This window comes from Acidobacteriota bacterium, assembly GCA_039030395.1.
Classification (GTDB): Bacteria; Acidobacteriota; Thermoanaerobaculia; order Multivoradales; family JBCCEF01; genus JBCCEF01.
Map to the genome: position 1 here is coordinate 81,877 of JBCCEF010000001.1, position 21,013 is coordinate 102,889.

Consider the following 21,013-nt stretch of genomic DNA (forward strand, 5'->3'; position numbering starts at 1 on the left):
ACGACCGTAGCGCGGGGACATCAGTCGCTGACGATACAAGGCATTCGTGGGTTCTGCGACGAAGGCGTACCGTCAGTACGTCGAGGGGCAGCTTCTGCGGATAGAGCAGCAGATTCAGTGGCATACGGTCTCGCAATAGGTTGACGGTGAGAATTCCAGCCTAGAACAGAGACATCAGGTCCAATAGCCTCCCACCGAGGGACGTGCCCCGAGGCGTCAGCACAACGCCTCGTTGAACCGACAACAATCCCGCCAGAATGACCGGAAGGCTGAAGCCAACCGCGAAGGCCTTCCAAGGCGTCCTCGCTCCCCGATAGGGAAAAATGTACGCCACAACGGATGCCAGACCCAGATAGACGAGGGTCGCGAGAACATACTGGCCGAGATGGAACTCGAAGGAAGGCATGGTCCAGCGCTTGGAGTACAGCAAGAGGATGTCAGGCGCAATCGCCCCGAAGGCTCCATAAAGAGCCGCACTCATTTTGGATCGACTATCCTTGGGCATGCAGTCTCCCCCTTTTTGGATCAAGCTTCCAATTCGCCCCGAAGGAACGCAACCCGTCTACCCAGGTGCAGAACATTCGAGATTGAGGACTCTCAAAGAGATCGTCCGATTCTAATCTCAAAGGCAGCCCGAGAGAATCGCCGCGAATCGGCAGTCCGGCCCCGGATATGTCAGGCAAGGTTCACCGAACACTCGGATTCCTGAGACTCCGCAACCCAACGGATCGCAACCGGAAGCGATATCCTCACCCCCATGGGTCCCATTCAAACACCGGCCGACGAGCACTGGAGTTTCGTCGATCTCTCCGAGTCGACGCCCATCGGCACCTGGCGTATCGTGCTCGCCTTTCCCGAAGGTCCACTGGCGGAGCAGGTGGAGGCGGTGTGGAGCAGCGAGGGAGTCGACTGCTTCGAGGAGCAGGAGATTCTGCCGCGCACCCGCACGGAGGTGCTGTTCTGCGTCACCGATCGCCACTGGCTGCGGGAGGAGGCGCGGGGAGCGGAGGATCTGGCCTTTGAGACGAGTTTTGTGTCCGGCCTACAGCAGAAACCGCTCCGGGTGGAGTCGCCGCCCAACGCGCAGATGTGCGGGGTGCGCCTGCGGCCCGCCGGGGTCGCCAACTTCCTGCGCGATACGCCGCGCGCCATCGCCGGCGAGGTGGTCGAACTGGACGGCCTGCTCGGACCGCAGGTGGAGCGCCTGCGGTCTCAGGTGGTGGAGAGCCGCGACCTCGAACACCGCACCCGGCTCCTCGCCGGAGCCGTGGAGCGCCATCTCGCACCGTCACCGCCCCTATCGGCGGCGGTGCGCTTCGGCCTGCAGAGCCTCCATGAGAGCGACGGCAGCACGCCGATCCGGGAGATTGTGCGGGCCACGGGGTTCAGCCATCGCTATGTGACCGAGCGCTTCCGGGACGAGATCGGCCTGTCCCCAAAAGCCTATGCGCGCCTGGTCCGCTTCGAATCGGCCTTCGAGCGCCTCCAGCAGGTCGACTCCGTCCACTGGGCGGAGTTCGCCCTCGACGCCGGGTACTACGATCAGGCCCATCTGGTGCGGGACTTCCGGCAACTCTCCGGGGCGACGCCGACGGAGGTGTTCCGTCGCCGCTCGCCGGACGGCCTGGGGCTGCTCAACGAAGAAGACACGGCGACCCTCCGCGGAGCGCAAGACAACTCCGCGTCAGGGTCTCAAGCCCGCTCGTAGGCCTCGCGCAACCAACCGATCAACTGCTCGTCGACCTGGTCCCGAGCCGTCACCCGCACCCGGTGGGAGACCATGCCGTTGAAGCTGCCCGACGCCTCCAGCCGCTCCGTGGGCTGGTCGCCGGCGAGCTGGATGCCGACGTCCACCCGGGTAGCGGTGGAAGGCTGGATCAGACCGAACTGCTTGCTCCGCCGCAGACTCACATAGGTCTTCTTGGGCGACAGTTCGACATCCGAGCCGAAGCCCTCGACGGCCGCCGCGAGGTCGTCGTAGATCGGTCGCAGGTCCGCCTTCCTGCCGCCATACTGAGCCTCCACCAGGTCGACCGGAGCCGCCGCCGGTCGGTCGCCGGCGCGCGCCAGGTGGGACACCAGATTGGCGTAGCCGTGGGTCATGCCGTGTTCACCCTTGAGCCAGGCGACGATCTTGCCGTGCTTGTCCAAACCGGTACCGCGCACCAGACCGATCCACTCGTCGAGGGGGCGGCCGGTCTTCTCGGACAGGTTCGCGATCATCGCCTGCTGCATTTCCTCCGGGGATTTGGCCATCTCCAGGTCTCCTGATCATGCGGCGGGCGGAAGCGCCCGCCGTGTTGACATCTATCTTGACGCAACGCGCCGCGCAAGAATTGTAAGGAATCGACGGTTCCCCGCCGCCAGTCGATTAATTCCAAGACCGGGCCGGAGAGGTGTGGGACGTTGCGCTCGTCGTAGCTCACATCCAACAGTGCAAGGGAGGAAACTCATGGAAACCACCGTCGCCGAAACCGCACCGTTCATGCCCTCGCTCCTCAAGGTCGCCGTCGCCGCGCTGACCAGCTTCGTTCTCGGTGGAGTTTGGTACGGCGCGCTCTTCGCCAACGCCTGGCAGCGCCAGGTGGGCCTGTCCGACGAGCAGCTCGAATCCGCCGACAAGGTCCGCACCTTCGGCGTCTCCTACGTGTTGACCTTTATCGCCGCTTGGGTCTTCGCCATGTTCCTGGGTCCGCAGCCGGCGCCGGCCTTCGCCATCGGTGTGGGCGCCCTCGCGGGGCTCTGCTGGGTGGGGGCTTCGTTCGGAATCAACGATCTGTTCGAGCTGCGCCCTTTCAAGCTGTGGGCGATCAATACCGGCTACCACACCCTGGCGTTCACCCTCTTCGGGGTGGTCTTCGGCCTCTGGCATTGAGGGCAAGAAAGGGGCCGGTTCGAGTCCGGCCTTCGGCACCACGGACCGGTACGGAGTCTTCTCAACTTCCCCCCGCGGCCGGCCCGTCCCTACCCTAAACCTCCTTCTCCGCCCGGAGAGCGGCCCTGAAGACCAGCGCGGACTTCCGGCTCTACGCCACACGGCAAGCAGGCTCCACCTCCAACCACAGGGGCCAAACGGTGGACGTGGAGCCCGCCGGGCGACGTCCTCCGGGCCGTGTGGTCCGGGAATAGGTTGACCGGTGACCGCGTACAGACGTCCGAGAGATTCGGCACAGTGCGCCGCGCGCGTTGAGCTACTATTGCGCCTCTGACGTCTTTATTTCGCTGAACAGGAATCTTGGTCGAGACGAGGCTGGGTGGGGCGGAAGTCGAGCCTCCGGTTCCACCTCCGAAGTTGGGAAGGCCGCCGAGTCTGGTCGCTTCGATGAGTCGGCGAAGCTGAAGGTCCGGCACTCTGCTCGTGGGCGTAGATCAGGGGCTGCTGAACGAACCTATTTCAAGTGCGTAGGGTGGAGGCGAGAGGAGAAGAAGCCTATGTGGATGTACAGAAAAGTCGAGCAGGGAAGGGCCCTTGTGATCACCCGCTCCGGAAGCATTTCGGTGTCCTTCACGCCGACGGTGGTGTTCCCGTTCATCAACAAGGTCGAGGTGATGGACATCTCCCTGAAGACCATCGAGATCGACCGCCGCGGCAAAGAAGGCTTGATTTGCCGCGACAACATCCGCGCCGACATCAAGGTCGCCTTTTTCGTGCGGGTCAACAAGAACAAAGAGGACGTCATCAAGGTCGCCCAGTCCATCGGCTGCCGGCGAGCCTCGGACCCCAACACCTTGGAGGAACTGTTCAGCGCCAAGTTCTCGGAAGCGCTGAAAACGGTGGGCAAGCAACTCGATTTCGTCGACCTTTACACCAAGCGTGACGACTTCCGGGACCAGATCATCAAGGTGATCGGGCGGGATCTGAACGGCTATTTCCTGGAAGACGCGGCAATCGACTTCCTCGAACAGACGCCCCTGGCATCCCTCGATCAGTTCAACATCCTGGACGCCCAGGGCATCCGCAAGATCACCCAGTTGACGGCGACGGAGCACGTCAAGACGAACGAGTACGAGAACTTCGAGAAGAAGCAGATCAAGAAGCAGGATGTCGAGGCGCAGGAAGCGATCTACGAGCTGGAGCGCCAGGAGGCCGACGCCAAGGCCCGCCAAGAGCGCGAGATCGCGACGGTGCAGAGCCGGGAAGAGGCGGAGACTCTGAAGGTACAGGAAGAAGAACGCCTGCGCTCCGAGACGGCCCGCATCAAGACCGCCGAAGACGTCCAGATCCAAGAAGAAAACCGCCTGCGCCAGGTGGCCGTTGCGGCGAAGAACCGCGAGCGGGTAGTGGCGGTGGAAACGGAGCGGGTGGAGCGGGAGCGGCAGCTCGAAGTGGTGCAGGCGGAGCGCGCCGTGGAGCTGGCCCGCATCGCCAAAGAGAAGGAACTCGAACAGGAAAAGCGCCTGATCGCCGACGTCATCCGCGAGCGCGTCGCCGTTGACCGGACGGTGGCCGAAGAAGAAGAGCGCATCAAGGAACTGCGGGTGCTCGAAGAGGCGAAGCGCACCAAGGAGGCAGTGGTGATCGCCGCCGAGGGCGAGGCCCAGGAAGGCCTGGTCAAGGACATCAAGCAGGCCGAGGCGCAGGAAGAGGCGGCCAAGTTCAAGGCCCGCGAGCGGTTGATCCTGGCCGACGCCGAGGTCCAGGCGGCGGACAAGGAGGCGCAGGCCAAGATCCGCCTGGCCGAGGGCATCCAGGCGGAGGAGGCGGCCCTTGGCCTGGCCCAGGTGCGGGTGCGCGAGCAGGACGCCGCGGCGATCGAGAAGCAGGGCCTCGCCGAGGCCATGGTGATCCGCGAACAGGGCTCGGCGGCGGCCCAGGCGTCGCGTGAGAAATTCAGCGCCGAAGCGAAGGGCATCGAGGACAAGGCCGCCGCCATGGCCGCCCTCGACGAAGCCAGCCGCGGCCACGAGGAGTTCCGCCTACGGCTCGAAAAGGACCAAGAGATCGAGCTGCGCGCCATCGAGACCCAGCAGGCCATCGCCGAAGCCCAGGCCGGGGTGCTCGGCACCGCTCTCGAAAACGCCAAGATCGACATCGTCGGCGGCGACGGAGTGTTCTTCGATCGCCTGGTCAACTCGGTAGCGAGCGGCAAGTCGATCGACGGCTTCGTCGGCCGCTCGGAAACTCTGCAGACCCTGTTTGTAGACTACCTGGAAGGCCGGTCGAACCTGCCGCAAGATCTGAAGGACATGGCCGAAGGGGTCGCCAGTTCGCCAGAGCGGCTGCAGGCGTTGACCATGGCGGCGGCGCTCACCAAGCTGCTGTCGAGTTCCGACGGCGCCAAGCTGTTGCAGAGCCTCGGCTCGAAGGAGTCCGAGAAGGGCGGCGAGTGACCTCCCCGGGGAGAATCCTTCCGGATGAAACGACGCGGGTGGTGAGTCCAAGGGTAGCCGGCGATGGCTGACCCCACCACCGGCGCAACGCCCGAGGACACGACGATCAGAGAGGCGGAGGCCTCCGCCACCCTCGATCAGGGGACCTACGAACTGGTGCGGGACCGCCTGGCCGAGCAGGCGAAGGCGCTGGGCGACAAGGCCGAGGCCTTGAACGATCGGCGGATCGAACTCTTCGGCGGCCAGGAGATGTCCGTCGCCGGCTCGGTGCGCATTCGCACCGAGAACAACTGCGTGCCGCGCGCCCTCGCCCAGGTCGGCAACCACCTGGTCTTCGGCTACAACGTCTTCATCGGCCTGCGCAAAGAAACCACCGTCGAGGACGTCTTCAGTTGTCACCACTTCGCGGAGAAGGACGGCGCGTTCACCCTCGAACCGGTGGCGGCGGAGTTTCTCCGGACTCCGAAGTTCGTTGACGCCTTCGACGAGCTGTACACCTACTACCGCTCCACCCGCCTGCTGCAGCTGCGCAACCTCGACGGCCGGCTGCTCGCCGTCTTCCAGACCGGTGCCACGGTGCACGACATCAAAGTGCTGCGCTGGGCGATCGATCCGGACGGCAACACCACCTACATCGACAACCGGGGCGAGCGCGACCACGCCTTCGAACCGTCGCACGATTTCGAGTGGACCCCGACCACCCGCGAGCAACACGTCCACGGCGAGCACAGCCACGTCGACATTCTCGGCAAGGTGTTCATCGAAACCATCGGTGGCGACCTGACGGTCAAGGTCGAAAACAACACCGAAGACGGCCTGGGCATCTTCCGGGAGCCGGTAGACAACCTCGACCAGACGCTGGACGACGCGGAGATCTCCTACGCCGAGATCGGCTCGCTGATCCTGCTCAAGGTGCTGCCCTTCCGCGAGGAGACCTACCGCTACCTGGTGTTCAACACCCTCACCCAGGAGGTAGCTCGCATCGACTCCATCGGCCAGGCCTGCCAGCAGCTACCGGAAGACCACGGCATCATCTTTCCGGGCGGCTACTACCTCGAGGAAGGCGAATCGAAACAATTCGCCGACGCCGGCGAGGATCTGGAATTCGTGCGCCGCCTGCGCTCGCCGAACGGCGAAGACGTGCTCTACGTCTTCCACGAGCGGGAAAACGGCGGCTTCTTGCTGTTGCCCTACAACCTGATCCGCAAACGAGTGCAGACCCCCATCCACTGTAACGGCTACACGGTGTTCTCAAGCGGGCGCATGATCCTCTTCCGCTCCATCTCCGAAGAGCCGACGCGGGTCCACACCATGCAGATCTGGCAAACGCCCTTCGAAACCGAAGAGCACGCCGCCGGCAAACAGCGCGACCGGGCGGACACCTACCTGGAGCAGATCGGCAACGCCGAGCTGGTGCGCGGCATCGCCGATCTGCTGGCGGTGAAGCGCGCCATCCTCGAACAGGAGCCGACCAGCGGCGTCTACGAGAAGCTCATCGCCAGCCTCGACCGCGCCCTCGACAGCTACCACTGGCTGGAGCACGAGGAACTCGACGGCCTGGCCGAAGACCTCGGCCGCATCCGCCAGACGGCGGGCCAGATCCTCGACGAATTCGAAAAGGTGGCGGCCATCCGCGGCCAGTCCGCCCAGGCCCTGGCGGAGGCCAGCCGGGCGGTGGACGAATTGACCCGCCAGGTCGATCCGGCCCGCTGGACGGACCCGACGGAGCCGATCGAGACGCTGCGCCAACTCCGCCGGCAGCGGGGTCATCTCATCTCCCTCGGGGAGCTGCGCTACATCGACGGCGAGCGCCTCGAGGAACTGATGGAGCAGGCCGCCGAGAGCTTCGACGAAACCGCCCGGGCGGCGGTCGAGTACCTCGGCGGCGACGCGGCGTTGGAGCCCTATCACCGACGTCTAGCGACCCTCGAAGAAGAGATTTCCGGCCTCTCCAAGGTCACCGAGACGCGGCACCTCGGCGAGGAAATCGCCACCCTCGACGAGGGCCTGCGGGTGCTGGCGGACGTCACCGGCTCCCTCGACATCGAAGACGCCACGGTGCGCGCTTCCCTCCTCGAACGCATCACCGAGGTGCTCACCGGAGTCAACCGCGTGCGGGCGCTCCTCGACGGGCGGCGCAAGGAGCTGCGCGGCCACGAAGCGCGGCTCGAATTCGGTGCCGAGTTCAAACTGTTCAGCCAGAGCGTCGCCTCGGCCCTCGCCCTCGCCGCCACGCCGGAGCAGTGCGATGAGGCGATCGCCCGGTTGATGCTCACCCTCGAGGAGATCGAAAGCCGCTACGCCGACCTCGATGAATTCCTCGACGAGCTGGTGACCAAACGCGAAGAGGTCACCGAAGCGTTCAGCGCCAAGAAGCAGCATCTCCTCGAAGCGCGCCAGCGGCGGGCGCAGCGGTTGGCGGAAGCCTCGGAGCGCATCCTCGCCTCCCTCGAACGGCGCGCCGGCAGCTTCGATGCGGAGGACGATCTCAACGCCTTCTTCGCCGCCGATCCCATGCTCCTGAAGCTGCGCGACCTGACGGAGCGTCTGCGCGAGACCGGCGACCAGGTCAAGGCCGAGGAGATCGAAGGCGCCATCAAGGCGGCGCGGCAGGAGGCCGCTCGGACGCTGCGCGACCGCCGGGAGATCTTCGAGGCGGGTCACCTGGTGCGCTTGGGGCGTCACCGCTTCGCCGTCAACAGCCAGCCCTTCGACCTGACGGCGGTCACCAAGGGCGACGGCCTCCAGCTCCACCTCACCGGCACGGACTTCTTCGCGCCGATCGACGATCCGGCCCTGGCCGAGATGGAGGACTACTGGACCCAGTCGGTGGTTTCCGAAACGGAAGACCTCTACCGCGGTGAATTCCTCGCCTGCTCCATTCTGCGCGCCGCCGAGCTGGGCGAAGACGGCCTCGATTTGGACGCCCTCCACGTCGCCCTCGAAGAAGGCACGTTGCTGGAGGTGGTGCGCGCCTTCGCCGCCGAGCGCTACGACGAGGGCTACGAGCGCGGCGTGCACGATCACGACGCCGCCCGGATCCTCGAATACCTTGTTTCGGCCACCTCCACCGTCGGCCTGTTGCGCTACCGGGCGGACGCCCGCGCCCTGGCACTTCTCTACTACGCCACCGGCCTCGACCGAGGCGGCCAGGACCTGCTCCGCCGGCGCTCGGCCAGTCTGGTGCGACTGCGCTCGAAGCTCGACCACCGCGCCGCCACGGCGGCCCTCGAAGGAGAACTGGCCGAGCGCATCGCGGCCTACGCCGAAGAGCTAGCTACCTCGGAACGGACCGAGCCGCACCGCGGTGGGCCACCGGTGGCCGCTTCCGCCAGCCCGGCGCAGAGCGCCGCCTACCTGGTGGAGCAGCTCTCCGAAGCGAGCCCGGAGTTCGTGGTGGCCGGCGACGCGGAAGATCTGGCTGAGGCCTTCCAGCGCCACCTACGGGACCAGTCCCTCGATCGCCAGCTCGAAGACGATCTGCGGGCCCTGGAGGATCTCGGCCAGCGCCTCGCCCTCGCCCGCCTGTGGCTCGAAGGCTTCGTCGCCCGCGGCGCCGGCAACGACACCCCGCCGGCCGCCGAGTGGACCCGCGACGAGGTCGCCGTGTGGCTCGCCCTGGGCGATCGCTCGGGGGTCGAGCGGATCGTCCACCGACCGCTCCTCGCCGCCGAAGTCTCCGGCCTCCTGGGTTCCCATCGGCGCATTCGCGACGGCCGAGTGAGCCTTCGCCTCGATGAGCTGCTGGCCCGCTTCGAGCGCTTCCGGGCGGCACGGGTCCCGGGCTTCCGGGCCTACCAGAAACTTCGCCACGAGGCCCTGGAGAAAGCCCGCCGGGACCTGCGCTTGGCGGAATTCGAGCCGAAGGTGATGAGCGCCTTCGTCCGCAACCGGCTGCTCGACGAGGTGTACCTGCCGCTGATCGGCGACAACCTGGCGAAGCAGATCGGCGCCGCCGGCGGCGACAAGCGCACGGACCTGATGGGTCTCTTGCTCCTGATCTCGCCGCCGGGCTACGGCAAGACCACCCTGATGGAGTACATCGCCGACCGCCTGGGGCTGGTGTTCGTCAAGGTCAACGGGCCGGCGCTGGGCCACTCGGTGACGTCTTTCGATCCCCAGGAAGCGCCCAACGCCACCGCCCGCCAGGAGGTCGAGAAGATCAACTTCGCCTTCGAGATGGGCAACAACGTGCTGCTCTATCTGGACGACATCCAGCACACCTCCAGCGAGCTGCTGCAGAAGTTCATCTCTCTGTGCGACGCCCAGCGTCGGGTGGAGGGCATTTGGCGCGGCCGCGGCCGCACCTACGACCTGCGCGGCAAGCGCTTCGCCGTGTGCATGGCCGGCAACCCCTACACCGAGTCCGGCGAGCGCTTCCAGATTCCCGACATGCTCGCCAACCGCTCGGACGTCTACAACCTGGGCGACGTCCTCTCCGGCAAGGACGAACTTTTCGCCCTCTCGTACATCGAAAACGCCCTCACCTCGAACCCGGTGCTGGCGCCGCTCGCCGGCCGCAATCGCCAGGACCTCTACCACCTGGTGCGCATGGCCGGCGGCGAGAAGGTGCCGGCGGACCAGCTCGAACACCCCTACGGCAGCGCCGAACTGAGCGAGGTACTGGCGGTGCTCGCCAAACTGCTGAGGGTGCAGGAGGTGCTGCTGGCGGTGAACCGGCAGTACATTGCCTCGGCGGCCCAGGACCCGCGCTACCGCACGGAGCCGCGCTTCCAGCTCCAGGGCAGCTACCGCAACATGGCGAAGCTGGCCGAGAAGATCGTCGCCGTGATGGACGCACGGGAGCTCGAAGCGCTGCTCGACGACCACTACCAGGGAGAGGCCCAGACCCTCACCTCCGGCGCCGAGCACAACCTCTTGAAATTGCGCGAGCTGCGCGGCGTGCTGACCGACGACGAAGAAGAGCGCTGGCGGGAGATCAAGCAGGGTTTCGCCAAGCACCAAGCGGTGGGCGACGACGAAGATCCCGTGGCCCGGGTCACCGGCACCCTCGGTCTGCTGTCGGACCGGCTGGCAGAGATCGGCCGCGAGATCCAGCGCGCGGCCGAGGACCGCACCGTCACCCTCGAAGCACCGGCGAAGGACGAGTCACCGACCGCCCTAAAGGTCGAATTCGGCCCCTACCTGGAGCGCCTGCAGACGGTGCTTGAAGCCCTCTCGGCAAGCGACACGGCCACCCGCGAAGCCCTCGCTGCTCGACCCGTCGAGGCAACTCCCCCACCCGTCTCGGCGATCGATCCGGAGCAGGTCGCCGCCATCTACGGACAGCTCCAGGCCCTCGCCAGCGGTCTCGGCACCATCGCCCACACCCTCAACCAGGGGCTCCAGGCGCGACCGGCCGAGTCAGCCCAGGCGGGCACCACCTTCCAGGTGGTCCAGACCCTCCAGTCCGGCGTCTACGACATTCTCGATGAACTCACCGGTACGGTGGACCAGGGGTTGATGGAATCCGTGCGCTCCATCCACCGCTGGATGAAACGCCAGGAAGTGCCGCCGGACAAGCGGATCGAAAAACTGTTCAGCACCACCCTCGAACAGCTCGACCGCATGAAGGACCTGACCACCGCCCTGCGGCGGATCGACACCCAGGGTCTCAAGGCAGGGGAATCCTAGGACTCACAACCAACGGCGCACCGACGCCCTATAGCGCAAGTACTCGTCACCGAATTTGCCAGTCAGGTACTCCTCCTCGTGGCGCACGGCGGTGAGGTAGACCAGCCACAGGGAGAGCGGCACCGTGAGGACGATCCAGCCGTACCCCTTGAGCACCCCGGCGCCGATCTGGAGCAGCGCCATCCCCACGTACATGGGATTGCGGGTCCAGCGGAAGATGCCCGCGGCGACAATCGACGGGGTGGGCTTCCAGGGTTCCGGATCCTGGCCCGAGCGAAAGAAGAGCCGCATCGCCAGAGCGATCAGGAGCGCCCCGAGAACCAGGCAGAGGATGCCCACCGGCAGGGTCCAGGCCCCGGCGAGCGGCAGGGCGATGACCTGACGCTCCATCAGCGCACCGAGGAGCGCCGCGGCCAGAAAGACGAGGGGTGGCGGCATGCGCACCCGGGCGCCGTCTTTGGGTTCCGATGACATCGCCCGATCCTATCCCCTGGCAGGATCTTCAGGACCCGGACGCTCGTCGGTGGCGGACCTTCCGGATGCTATTCTCACCACCACTTGGCCCCCGGAAAGTCTTGCCGTGAGACCCATTTTTCAGAGTTCTGACTGCGACCAGACCCTGCGGCGCAAGGGTTGGGTTCGAACTCCCCTGCTCGATTCGCGGCAGGTGACTGCGCTGCGGGCGCGGATCGACGAATTGCAGCCCGCCGACGGCTTTGCGCCCGGCGCGGAGGACCCCCAGCGGCCCACCTATCACTGCACCTACCTCGACCCGAAGGTCGAGTACCGGCGGGCTTCGGACCACCTGATCCGGGAGTTCTTTGCCGCGCCGCTCAAGGAACTGCTGGCGGACTACCGGATTCTCACCAGCAACATCCACGTCAAGCCGCCGGGGCAGGGGGCGTTGATGATCCACCAGAATTGGCCGACCACCGCCCAGCTTTCGGACACCACCGTCACCGCCTGGTGCCCGCTGATCGATGTCGATGAAACGAACGGCGCCCTGCAGGTGATCGACGGCAGCCACAAGCTGCTGCCGGAGGTGGCCAATTTCGCCTCGACGCCCTACTTCCACAGCTTCGAGGCGGCCTTGAAGGAAAAGTACTTCGTGCCCTTGGAGACGACCGCCGGCGAGGCGGTCATCTTCGACGACAGCCTGCTCCACTACTCCGCCGACAACCGCACCGGGCAAGCGCGCGTCGCCATCCAGATCGAGCTGGTACCGCGGGAACTCACCACGGTGATTCACTGGCTCGACCCGGCTCAGCCGGAGCGCTTCGAGGTGCTGGCGGCGGATTCGGACTTCTACGTGGAAGTGGGGCCGGCGCTCTTCGCCGGGCGGCCGGACCTGCCCAGCCTGGGGTTCGTCGACAACCGTAATCGACAAATCGACGAGGCCGAGTTCGCGGCGTTGCTTTCGCGGGGCCAGGAGATCCGGGCAACGATCTACGGCGCGTAGAACCTACCTCCCGGCAGCGATCCAGCGGCGCCACCACGGCACCCGCACCGGCTCGGCGCCGGCGTGGTGGGAGATGGCCTGCTCCAGGTCATCGGGCGACAGCTCCGGCGGATTCCACGGCAAGAACCCCAGACTGGGAGCCTCGGGCCGCGACCGATAGTCGTAGCGATACAAGAAATCGCGCTCGATGCGAAAGGCTTCGATTTTCTGTGCCTCCGGATCGAGCCAGTAGAACCGCATTTCCGCCCGCCGCGGCTTGACCCCGACGAAGGCGGCGCTGCGCCGCTCCCGGGAGGTGTTGGAGGTGGTGGCGTGGATCAGCGCGTGGTCAAAGAGCACCGCCTGGCCGCGGCGGACGGTGAGTACCTGGCGGTGGGCGTCGACCACCGCCTCCAGCTCGTCGCGAGCGTAGATCGACGGGATGGTGGGGCTGCGGTAGGTCTCGTGAAAGCGGTGACTGCCGGGCAGCACACAGAAGGTGCCGTTGCCGGCATCGGTGTCGAGGAGCGGCGCCCAAATCCCGATGCTGCGATGCTCGCCTTCATCCACCAGCGACCAGTCCTGGTGATTGGTGAACTCGCCGGCACCCGGCGCCTTGATGATGAACACTCCGTCGATCCACTCGGCGTCGTCGAAGAACTGGTCGACCTTCGGCGGGTAGTACCGCTTGATGAACTTCTGGACTCGGGCTTTGTACTCCTGGTCCGGACTGCGGTTGGAAAAGAACATCCCCTCCACCGGAAAGTCGTGAAGAGCTTCGAAGGTCGCCACCAGCTCGTCGATCTCGGCGGGCTCGAAGAAGTCCACGATCACCCAGCCTTCGCGCTCCAATTGGGCGCGCGCCGCCGGATCTCTCAGCATGTCTTCCTCGCTTTTAGCTCGAGCCAGTCGAGGTAGGTGACCGGCTCGCCCTGGTAAATGTCGATGCCGTGCTCGGCGCAGAAAGCATTGCCGAGGTCGTGCTGAGTGGCGATGGGTAGCTCGCGCAGGTAGTCGACGCGGAAGCCGGCCTGTACGAGCCAGCGGGCGATGCGGTCGCTCGGCTGAACTTCCAGACGGAAGTGCCGGTTGGTGTTGGCGACGGCCCGTTTCACCCGCCGCGCCTCTTGGCCCCGCAACGGATCGCGGCGCCGGAAGAGGTCTTTGACGTAGAGGATTCCCCCGGGACGGAGCACCCGAGCCGCCGCGGCCAAAACCATCACCGGTTGCCGCGCGTGCACCAGCGATTCGAGAAACAGAACGGCGTCGAAGGCTCCCGTCGGAACATGGCGATCGAGCTGGTGGAAGTCGCCTTCGATCACCCGCACCCGGTTGCCGAGGCCAGCATTCTGGACATTGCGCCTGGCCTTTTCGACCTGCACCGGCGACACATTGATCGCGTCGACGAACACCCGGCGGCGGCGCGCCAGCCAGCGGGCAGGACCCCCGACGCCACAGCCGGCGTCGAGAATTCGCTGGCCGGGAGCCAGTTCCACCTGGTCTGCGATGTGGGAAAACAACTCGTCCAGGTCGTGGGTCCGGCTGGACTGGAAGGTATCGCCGAAGGCCGCCTCGTAGCGCGAAGTCCAGCGGTCGTAGTAGGCCGCCACGGCGGCCGGCGGCGGAGCGCCCCTGCGCCAGCTCGCCGGCCAGCGCAGCCAGCGCCGGACGGAACGTCCCAGTCTCGGTCTCAGCATCCCCGACCCTGTACACTGGCGGGGTGAATTCTCCCCCCGGCGAGGCTCTCCTGGAAGCCGTTTCGGTGCGCAAGAAGTTCTGCCGGCGCCTCGATCGATCCCTGCGCTACGGAGTGCAGGATCTGGTAACGAGCGCCCTCGGCCGGCCACGGCCGGCGGAAAAGCTGCGGGCCGGCGAGTTCTGGGCGCTCGCCGATGTCACCTTCCGTCTGGAAGCCGGAGAATGCCTCGGTATCGTCGGCCCAAACGGCGCCGGCAAGAGCACCCTGCTGAAGTTGCTCAACGGCCGCCTGCCCCTCGACGGCGGACGCATCACCGTGCGCGGCCGGCTGCGGGCCATTTCGGAGTTGGGCATCGGTTTCGATCCGGTGCTCACCGGGCGCGAGAACATCTTCCACGAAGCCACCCTCCTCGGCCAGTCGGCGGACGAAACCGAGAAGCACCTGGAAGCCATCCTCGACTTCGCCGGCATCGGCGACTTCGTCGACGCGCCGGTGTTGACCTACTCGACCGGCATGCGGGCGCGCCTGGGCTTCGCCATCGCTGTCCATCTCGAGCCGGACATCCTGCTGCTCGACGAACTGCTGGCGGTGGGCGACCTGCACTTCCGCCGTCAGTGCGTCCGCCACATGATGGGACTGATCGAGGCCGGCGCCGGGATCATTCTGGTGTCCCACGACCTGTACACGGTGCAAAACCTGTGCAGCCGCACCCTCTACCTCGACGGCGGCGAGGTGGTGGACTACGGCCCCAGCGACCGGGTGGTCAAGGCCTACCTTGCGAGCGATGGGGGTCGTCATGGGAGAAGCCGTGGCGAGGAGCAGCCCGGGCCGGCGGCGCCGGCGAGCGCAGCACGTCCCCTGAGCACCCGCGAGCCGGTGATCATCGACCGGCTGGAGATCCTGCCCATCACCGGCGACACCCTGCGCACCGGCGAGGTCGCCGAGGTGCACCTCCACTACCGCTCCCGGCAAGCGCGGCCGGAGGTGTTCTGGGGATTTCGGGTGGCGACGGCGGACCTGATGGTGCAGATCACCTCCGGCCTGCTGCACGCCGGCGAGCGGCCCGCCTATGCCCTCGCCGAGGGTTCCGGCGTGCTGCGTTGTCGCATTCCCAACCTGCCGCTTCTCGCCGGCACCTACGCCCTCCGAGGCGCCATCGCGGAACCGGACAACGGCGCCCTGATCGCCCTCTTCGGCCACGACCAGGCGCCGACGCTCTTTGCCGTCGAAGGGCGCGCGCATCCGTCGGAGAACTTTCATCGCCTCTCCGGCGACCTGGTGGCGGTGGCGGTGGAGCGGCCGGACTCAGAAGACGTCGAGCGGGCCGGCTGAGCGAGCAGGGTGATGCGGCCGCGGGCGAACACCCCAGCCAACCGCTGGTGGTCGCTCTCGACGACCGCTTCCACCCTCAAGCCACTGCCTTCGATCAGGGCGAGCAGCTCGCGGCGATCGAAGAACCGCACCACCGGCGGACCGACATTGAGCCAACGAGGTCCCAACTCCAGGCGCCCACGCCGCCAGCGCGACACCGTGCGTTTGAGGTGATACGTGCCGTCCCGCAGCCAGCGGCAGCGATAGACCGGCTCCGCCACGATCAACGTGCCCCCCTTTTCGAGCAGCGCGGCGGCGGCGGCGAGAACCCGGCGAACGCGGCGGAAGGAATCCTCGATCGTTCTTCCGGTGAGATGGTGCAGGACATCGCCCAGCAGCGCCACCTGAAAGCGTTCGGGGAAGCGCTCGGCGATGCGCTCCGGCAGGCTCTCATCGAGCAGCGAAGCGGCCCGCACTTCCAACCCCAAACGGCGAGCTTCCCGGATCTGAACCGGATCCTCTTCCACACCGACGACGCGCGAAATCCCGAGCTCGTCGGCCAGAAACCGGGTCACATTTCCGGCGCCACATCCGAGGTCGATCAGCGAATCGCTGGGCCGGCCACCTCGCCGCAGCAGACCGGCGACGTGGCGATAGCGCCACAGACTCCAGGTCTCCGGCAGAGATTCGGTTCTCGGCTGGGTGAGAACGTCGGCGACCACGGGTAGCTATCCGCCGGGCAAGGGTGGGGGGCCGGGATCGGTGGTCACTTCCGGCAGGGCGTCGAGGCGATCGTAGTCGGTCCACACTTCGAAGCCGTGGCGCAGCTCTTGGGCGAAGGCGCGCCGGCGCTCGGCCCGCATCTCCTTGCGCAGGATGCCGGCGATGCCGTCGCGCACCCGGTCGAGGGGCAGCGGCCGGTCTTCCTCGCGCTCCACCAGACGCCAGAGGTAGAAGCCCTCATCGGTGGTGACAATCTCGCTGACCTCACCGACCTCTTGCAGGGCGAGCCCCGACAGCAAGGCCTCCTCCGGCCACTTGTAGCCGGCGGACTGGCGCGGGTAGAGCCAGCCCACCACCCCGCCGACGTACTTGGTGGCGGCATCGTCCGAATAGCCTTTGGCCAGCGGACCGAAGCCTTTGGTCTCGACGGACAGCTCCAGAGCTTCGCGACGGGCCTGCTCGACCCTGCTCCGCGCTCGGGCCCGCCCCTCCTCGCCGAGACGGGGCGAGAGTTCGACGAAGATCATCGCCAGCCGCGAACGCGCCGGCCGCAGGAAGCGCTCCGGATTCTCGCGGTAGTAGGTTTCGATCGCCTCCGGGGTCACTTCGAGGGCCTCTTCTTCGAGGTGTTCCCGGCGGTAGAGGTTGACGAGGATTTTATCGAAGGCGCGGACGACATCCTCGCGCTGGTCGTAGCCCTCCTCGAGGGCACGCAACAGGGTCACCCGATGCTGGATCAGCTCGTCGAGGAGGGCCTGGCGGCGCTGCCGGTCGGGGTAGCGGGCCGCGCCGCCGCGCAGCTCGATGGCGGCTTCGAGATCCTCGACGGAGATGACCGTCCCCTCGACCACCGCCAGCACCTCCGGCCGGCCGGTGAGAGCTTCGAGGGAGGGCTGGGGCGATGCCGGCTCCGGCGTCTCCACCGGCGGACTCGGCGATGCCGGCTCCGGCGGGGGCACCGTGGCGCAGCCGACAGCGGTCCCCAGCGCCAGCCCGAGCCACCAGGCCCTCGACAACCGCACCCTCGGCACCGCCCTAGTCCACCGCCGCCGACCACAGGGTGGTGTCGCCGGACTCGAAGCCGTCGGTGAAGATCTCCGCCGTGGCCTGCTCGCCGAACACCAGGTTGTCGAAGAAGGCGTCATAGCTGGTGGAGCCGGTGCCGTCGACCAGGAAGAAGACCCGCGCCGACTGGGTTCCCGGCGGAATGGTGAGGACCGGCAGCTCGAAGGGTTCCCATAGGCCCAGCGTATCGCCACTCACCACCGACGATGTCTCCTCGCCGAGCTGGTCGATGCCGCAGTTGCTCGAACCGAAGTAGCGCACCAGGGCGGAGGCCGTCGGCAGACTGTCGGTGCCGCCGTCGATCCGCACCAGGCCGCGCACCAGGTGCGGCAGGCCCGCGTTGAGGGCGACGCACTGGGTGACATAGGCCACCGGATCGAGGGCCGAGAAGACGGCGCCCGCGGAGCCGGAGGTCGGCGCCAAATCCGCGTCCTCGGCGGCGAAGTCCACCACCGAGGAGTCGTCCGGGAAGCGCAACCAAGAACTCAGGTCGCCGTCGAAGTTCGGGTTGACCAAAAGGTTGCTGAAGGTCGCGCTGAAGGGCAGCACCGAGTCGTCCCCACCGGTGCCGTCGCTGTCGCCGTCGAGGGCGCTGCCGAAGACGTCGAGGAGCGTCGAGCAGCCGAAGAGAACATAGGCACCGGCCGGCAGTGCCAGGCCGCCGTTGACCTCGGCCGCCGCCCGGAAGGTGGCGGTATCGAAGGACACCGCATCGACGCTGACCGCCTCGTCATCCCCGGCCAGCGCGCCGCAGACGGCGGTCTCGACCACGCCATCGGGACCGCCGTGGACCAGTTGGTAGTTGGCCGGATTGGTGACGTCACCGGGATCGCTGTCGCCCGCTCCGTCCTCCATCAGCTCGCTGAAGGAAACGTAGATCTGGGTCACCGAATAGGTGTCGACCACCTCGCCGGAGGTCAGCACGCCGTCGCCGGTGCCGGCCACGGTGTCTACCGCCAGTATCGTCGGCGGCACCGCTTCGACCACCAGCGGGCCGAGGGTCACCGGGTCGCTCCAGTTGCCCGCCTCGTCCACCGCGCAGAGGTGGATGTACCAGGAACCGTCGGCCAGCGGCGGGCTGGTGAGCCCGGTAACGGGTCCGATGTCCTGGGTCTCGGCGCAGGTGTTGGCAGGATCGAAATCGAACACCGCCGAGTAGCCCGCCACGCCGCTCAGATTGTCCGTCGCGGCGGTCCAGGTGACGTCGATGGTGTCGTCCGCCACCGGCGCGCCACCGCCGTGACTCGCCGAGGCGAGGTCCGCAGGGGCCGTCGGCAAGGTGGCGTCGATGCGGTAGGGGCCGCGGTGGATCGCCGAGGTGCAGTTGGCGCCGAAGTCACAGGTGCGCAGGTGGAAATAGTAGCCGTCGTCGTCCGGCAGCAGGGCGCTCTCGGTGGAGTGGGCGTCCACCGTGTGGACGAGATCGAGAATCAGGTCCGGCATCTCGACCGGCGTCAGATCGAACTGGAAGGAATAGCCGAGCACGCCGGTACCGCCGATGTTGTCCACCGCGCCGGACCACTCCATGGTGATGCGCGACAGGTTGGACCACACGCCCTCGGTGTGGGTGGTGCTTTCGAGGCTGGTCGGATCCGTCGGCTGAATGGAATCGCGCAGGTAGACCGCCACCGCGTCGTCGTTGCTGCCCACCAGGTAGATACTCGAATCGTTGCTCGAGACGGCGAGCTGGAGCGCACGGTCGAGGCCGTCCTCGCCGCCGGTGCCGTCGAAGTGGAACTCGATGGGCGACAGGGAGCCGGTGCTGGGGTCGCGCAGGAACACCCCTAGCGCGTCGTCTTCGAGGGCCGCCGTGAAGACCACCCGGGTGTCGAAAGAGACGGCGACCTCCGTGACGCCGTCCAGGCCGTCGGAGCCGTTGACCCCGTCGAGCAGCGTTTGCACCCAGGTGAGGGCGCCGGTGGCGTCGTCCCGCTGGAACACCACCAGACCGTCTTCCGAGGCGCCGGTGGCGTAGACGAAGGCGCCGTCGCCGGCCACCGCCACGGAGCTGGTGCCGCCGAGGCCGGTGATCGGACCGCCGGCCAGGGTCTGGACGTCGACCAGGGTCAGTTCGCCGGTGGTGCCGTCGCGCTCGAAGGCGGCCACCGCCGAGTCGATCCGCGACGCCACGTAAACGTGCGCGTCGTCGGCGCTGACGGCCACAGAGGTGGCGCCGTCCAAGCCGAGGCCGTCCACCGGATCGTCGGCGTCGAAGTAGGCGTCGACGAAGGTCAGGGCGCCGGTCGTCTCGTCGCGTTCGAAAACCGCCACCGCGTCGTCCGTCTCACCGGCGACGTAGAGGAAATCGCCGGTCGAGTCGAAGGCCAGGGACGAGGCCCCGAGCAGGCCGTCGACGCCACCGGCGCCGTCGATCTGCGATTCGATGAAGGTCAGGGCGCCGGAGCCGCCATCCACCGCGAACACCGACACCGCCGAACTGACGAAGGAGGCGACGTAGACGTGGGCGCCGTCCGGGCTGACCAGGATGTCTTCCGGTCCATCGAGACCGTCGACCGCGCCGGCCCCGTCGCCCTCGGAGATCTGATCGGCGAAGGTCAGGCTGCCGTCGACGCCGTCGCGGGCGAAGGAGAGGAGCGTGTCGTTGACCTTGCCGGTGACGAAGATCCAGTCGCCGGCCGGCGCCACGGCCACCGCCGAGGCCTCGTCGAGGCCGGAGATGGCGCCCAGGCCGACCGCTTCGACGAATTCCAGGAAGCCATCGTCGTCCCAAATCAGGACGTCGGCGCGGGGATCGCTCAAGGTGGCCTCGGCGCTCACCGCGTCGAGATCGACGTGGAAGAGTTCGTCGTCTTCGTCCTCGAGGTCGCCGAAGACCTCGACCATCAGGGTCGTTGTGGTGGTGTTGGAAGCGAACACCGCCGTGCCGGAAGCGGCGGCGAAATCGACGTCCATGGTGGCGCCGCCGGACGCCTCGGTGGTCGACCAATCGACCGACACCGCCGGCGAGATCGGTCGCGACAGCACCAGGGTGAGTTCCACCTGGGTCGAACCGGTGTCCCCCTCCAGCACCGCCGCATCGCCGACGGCCACATCCGGCGGCCGCTCGTTGTCGATGATGGTGCCTTCACCTTCGGCGTCGGACAGCACCGTGCCGCTCTCGTTGCTCAAGATCAGTTTGAAGGTCTCGTCCGCCTCTTCCTCGAAGTCTCCGAGCACCGGCACGATCACCGTCGCCGTCAAATCGCCCGGATCGATGGTGGCCGTACCGCTGGTGTCGACATAGTCCAGGCCCTGGGTCGCCGTTCCCTGGTCGGACGGCGTTTCGTAGTCGACGGTCACCGGGTTCAGCGAGGTTTGCGACAAGGTGATGGTGAACACCGCATCGAGGCTGCCGGTGTCGCCTTCGACCAGCGACACATCGTCGACGGTCATACCCGGCAGCGCTGCCAGCTCGTCGAGGTCGAGCACTTGTGCCTCACCCCATTCACCGACCACCCCTTCGCCGGCCAACACGCCGTCGACAGTGAAGGTGACCGCGTCGCCCGGCCGTGCCGTGCCGGGGTCCTGGGGATCGACCGAGTCGATGGGGATGCGCAGCGCGTAGCGCTGTCCCAGCTCGCCGTCGGATCCGATGACGTAGTTGGCGAGGGGAACCGAATCCCCCTCCAGGAACACCTCGACCACGCCGCTGGTGACCGGCTCCCCGCCGCGCAGCACCCGGCCGTAGAAGATGTGGTCCGGGCCCGGTAGCCGCGCCCCTACTTCCAGAGCCAGGAGCAGCACGATCCCCAGGCCGGCGAGTCGACGGAAGGTCAGCCGTCTTCTGGTTGAGTTGATTGGCGTCACCATTC

Annotated in this window: 14 protein-coding genes; 6 read left to right on the forward strand and 8 right to left on the reverse strand. The window is 66.9% G+C overall.

All coding sequences use genetic code 11. The annotated features are described in order from the left end of the window. Positions 1 to 160: 160 nt before the first annotated feature. On the reverse strand, positions 161 to 505 hold the full coding sequence (locus AAF481_00365) for a hypothetical protein (protein ID MEM7479597.1): 345 nt from the start codon (positions 503 to 505) through the stop codon (positions 161 to 163). A gap of 252 nt (positions 506 to 757) precedes the next feature. Here AAF481_00365 and AAF481_00370 point away from each other — a divergent pair, with 252 nt between their 5' ends. Beyond that, positions 758 to 1,708, forward strand: a complete 951-nt coding sequence (locus AAF481_00370; protein MEM7479598.1) for a helix-turn-helix domain-containing protein — start codon at positions 758 to 760, stop codon at positions 1,706 to 1,708. Here the strand turns inward: AAF481_00370 and AAF481_00375 are convergent. Then, a complete protein-coding gene (locus AAF481_00375; GenBank protein MEM7479599.1) occupies positions 1,693 to 2,256 on the reverse strand; it encodes a DUF4287 domain-containing protein in 564 nt (187 codons plus the stop codon). The two genes, AAF481_00370 and AAF481_00375, sit on opposite strands and share 16 nt — an antisense overlap. Positions 2,257 to 2,452: 196 nt before the next feature. Here AAF481_00375 and AAF481_00380 point away from each other — a divergent pair, with 196 nt between their 5' ends. The 3 genes from AAF481_00380 (at position 2,453) to AAF481_00390 (ending at position 10,965) form a co-directional block, all read left to right on the forward strand. Beyond that, positions 2,453 to 2,875 (forward strand): DUF1761 domain-containing protein, encoded by a 423-nt coding sequence (locus tag AAF481_00380; protein MEM7479600.1) that lies wholly within the window; start codon positions 2,453 to 2,455, stop codon positions 2,873 to 2,875. Between the two features lie 563 nt (positions 2,876 to 3,438). Next, the gene (locus tag AAF481_00385; GenBank protein ID MEM7479601.1) at positions 3,439 to 5,331 is read left to right on the forward strand and encodes a flotillin family protein; all 1,893 of its coding nucleotides are present in this window, start codon (positions 3,439 to 3,441) and stop codon (positions 5,329 to 5,331) included. Positions 5,332 to 5,394: 63 nt separating this feature from the next. Further along, positions 5,395 to 10,965, forward strand: a complete 5,571-nt coding sequence (locus AAF481_00390; GenBank protein MEM7479602.1) for a DNA repair ATPase — start codon at positions 5,395 to 5,397, stop codon at positions 10,963 to 10,965. 3 nt (positions 10,966 to 10,968) lie between these two features. Here the strand turns inward: AAF481_00390 and AAF481_00395 are convergent, their stop codons facing one another. Beyond that, positions 10,969 to 11,439, reverse strand: coding sequence for an isoprenylcysteine carboxylmethyltransferase family protein (locus tag AAF481_00395; protein ID MEM7479603.1), 471 nt, complete (start codon positions 11,437 to 11,439; stop codon positions 10,969 to 10,971). 106 nt (positions 11,440 to 11,545) lie between these two features. Here AAF481_00395 and AAF481_00400 point away from each other — a divergent pair, with 106 nt between their 5' ends. Continuing rightward, positions 11,546 to 12,424, forward strand: coding sequence for a phytanoyl-CoA dioxygenase family protein (locus AAF481_00400; protein ID MEM7479604.1), 879 nt, complete (start codon positions 11,546 to 11,548; stop codon positions 12,422 to 12,424). Positions 12,425 to 12,427: 3 nt separating this feature from the next. Here the strand turns inward: AAF481_00400 and AAF481_00405 are convergent, their stop codons facing one another. Both AAF481_00405 and AAF481_00410 read right to left on the reverse strand, forming a co-directional pair. Further along, on the reverse strand, positions 12,428 to 13,285 hold the full coding sequence (locus AAF481_00405) for a phytanoyl-CoA dioxygenase family protein (protein ID MEM7479605.1): 858 nt from the start codon (positions 13,283 to 13,285) through the stop codon (positions 12,428 to 12,430). After that, positions 13,279 to 14,100 (reverse strand): methyltransferase domain-containing protein, encoded by an 822-nt coding sequence (locus tag AAF481_00410; GenBank protein ID MEM7479606.1) that lies wholly within the window; start codon positions 14,098 to 14,100, stop codon positions 13,279 to 13,281. Before AAF481_00410 ends, AAF481_00405 begins: the two co-directional genes overlap by 7 nt. Before the next feature lie 23 nt (positions 14,101 to 14,123). Here AAF481_00410 and AAF481_00415 point away from each other — a divergent pair, with 23 nt between their 5' ends. Further along, the gene (locus AAF481_00415; protein MEM7479607.1) at positions 14,124 to 15,434 is read left to right on the forward strand and encodes a polysaccharide ABC transporter ATP-binding protein; all 1,311 of its coding nucleotides are present in this window, start codon (positions 14,124 to 14,126) and stop codon (positions 15,432 to 15,434) included. On the opposite strand, the gene AAF481_00420 is transcribed toward AAF481_00415, so the two are convergent. From AAF481_00420 to AAF481_00430, 3 genes are read right to left on the reverse strand one after another with little or no spacing between them, the layout of a single operon-like run. Continuing rightward, entirely contained in the window at positions 15,359 to 16,135 is a 777-nt protein-coding gene (locus AAF481_00420) for a class I SAM-dependent methyltransferase (GenBank protein ID MEM7479608.1), read from the reverse strand. The genes AAF481_00415 and AAF481_00420 overlap by 76 nt on opposite strands. A gap of 6 nt (positions 16,136 to 16,141) precedes the next feature. Further along, entirely contained in the window at positions 16,142 to 17,158 is a 1,017-nt protein-coding gene (locus tag AAF481_00425) for a peptidylprolyl isomerase (protein MEM7479609.1), read from the reverse strand. Between the two features lie 13 nt (positions 17,159 to 17,171). Beyond that, the gene (locus tag AAF481_00430; GenBank protein ID MEM7479610.1) at positions 17,172 to 21,011 is read right to left on the reverse strand and encodes a beta-propeller fold lactonase family protein; all 3,840 of its coding nucleotides are present in this window, start codon (positions 21,009 to 21,011) and stop codon (positions 17,172 to 17,174) included. Positions 21,012 to 21,013 lie beyond the last annotated feature (2 nt).

Excerpts from the sequence above, each read along its gene's own strand:
- AAF481_00385 (MEM7479601.1), top strand. The coding sequence starts at position 3,439 with ATGTACAGAAAAGTCGAGCAGGGAAGGGCCCTTGTGATCACCCGCTCC.
- AAF481_00410 (MEM7479606.1), bottom strand. The coding sequence starts at position 14,100 with ATGCTGAGACCGAGACTGGGACGTTCCGTCCGGCGCTGGCTGCGCTGG.
- AAF481_00370 (MEM7479598.1), top strand. The coding sequence starts at position 758 with ATGGGTCCCATTCAAACACCGGCCGACGAGCACTGGAGTTTCGTCGAT.
- AAF481_00405 (MEM7479605.1), bottom strand. The coding sequence starts at position 13,285 with ATGCTGAGAGATCCGGCGGCGCGCGCCCAATTGGAGCGCGAAGGCTGG.
- AAF481_00395 (MEM7479603.1), bottom strand. The coding sequence starts at position 11,439 with ATGTCATCGGAACCCAAAGACGGCGCCCGGGTGCGCATGCCGCCACCC.
- AAF481_00380 (MEM7479600.1), top strand. The coding sequence starts at position 2,453 with ATGGAAACCACCGTCGCCGAAACCGCACCGTTCATGCCCTCGCTCCTC.
- AAF481_00375 (MEM7479599.1), bottom strand. The coding sequence starts at position 2,256 with ATGGCCAAATCCCCGGAGGAAATGCAGCAGGCGATGATCGCGAACCTG.
- AAF481_00390 (MEM7479602.1), top strand. The coding sequence starts at position 5,395 with ATGGCTGACCCCACCACCGGCGCAACGCCCGAGGACACGACGATCAGA.
- AAF481_00430 (MEM7479610.1), bottom strand. The coding sequence starts at position 21,011 with ATGGTGACGCCAATCAACTCAACCAGAAGACGGCTGACCTTCCGTCGA.
- AAF481_00365 (MEM7479597.1), bottom strand. The coding sequence starts at position 505 with ATGCCCAAGGATAGTCGATCCAAAATGAGTGCGGCTCTTTATGGAGCC.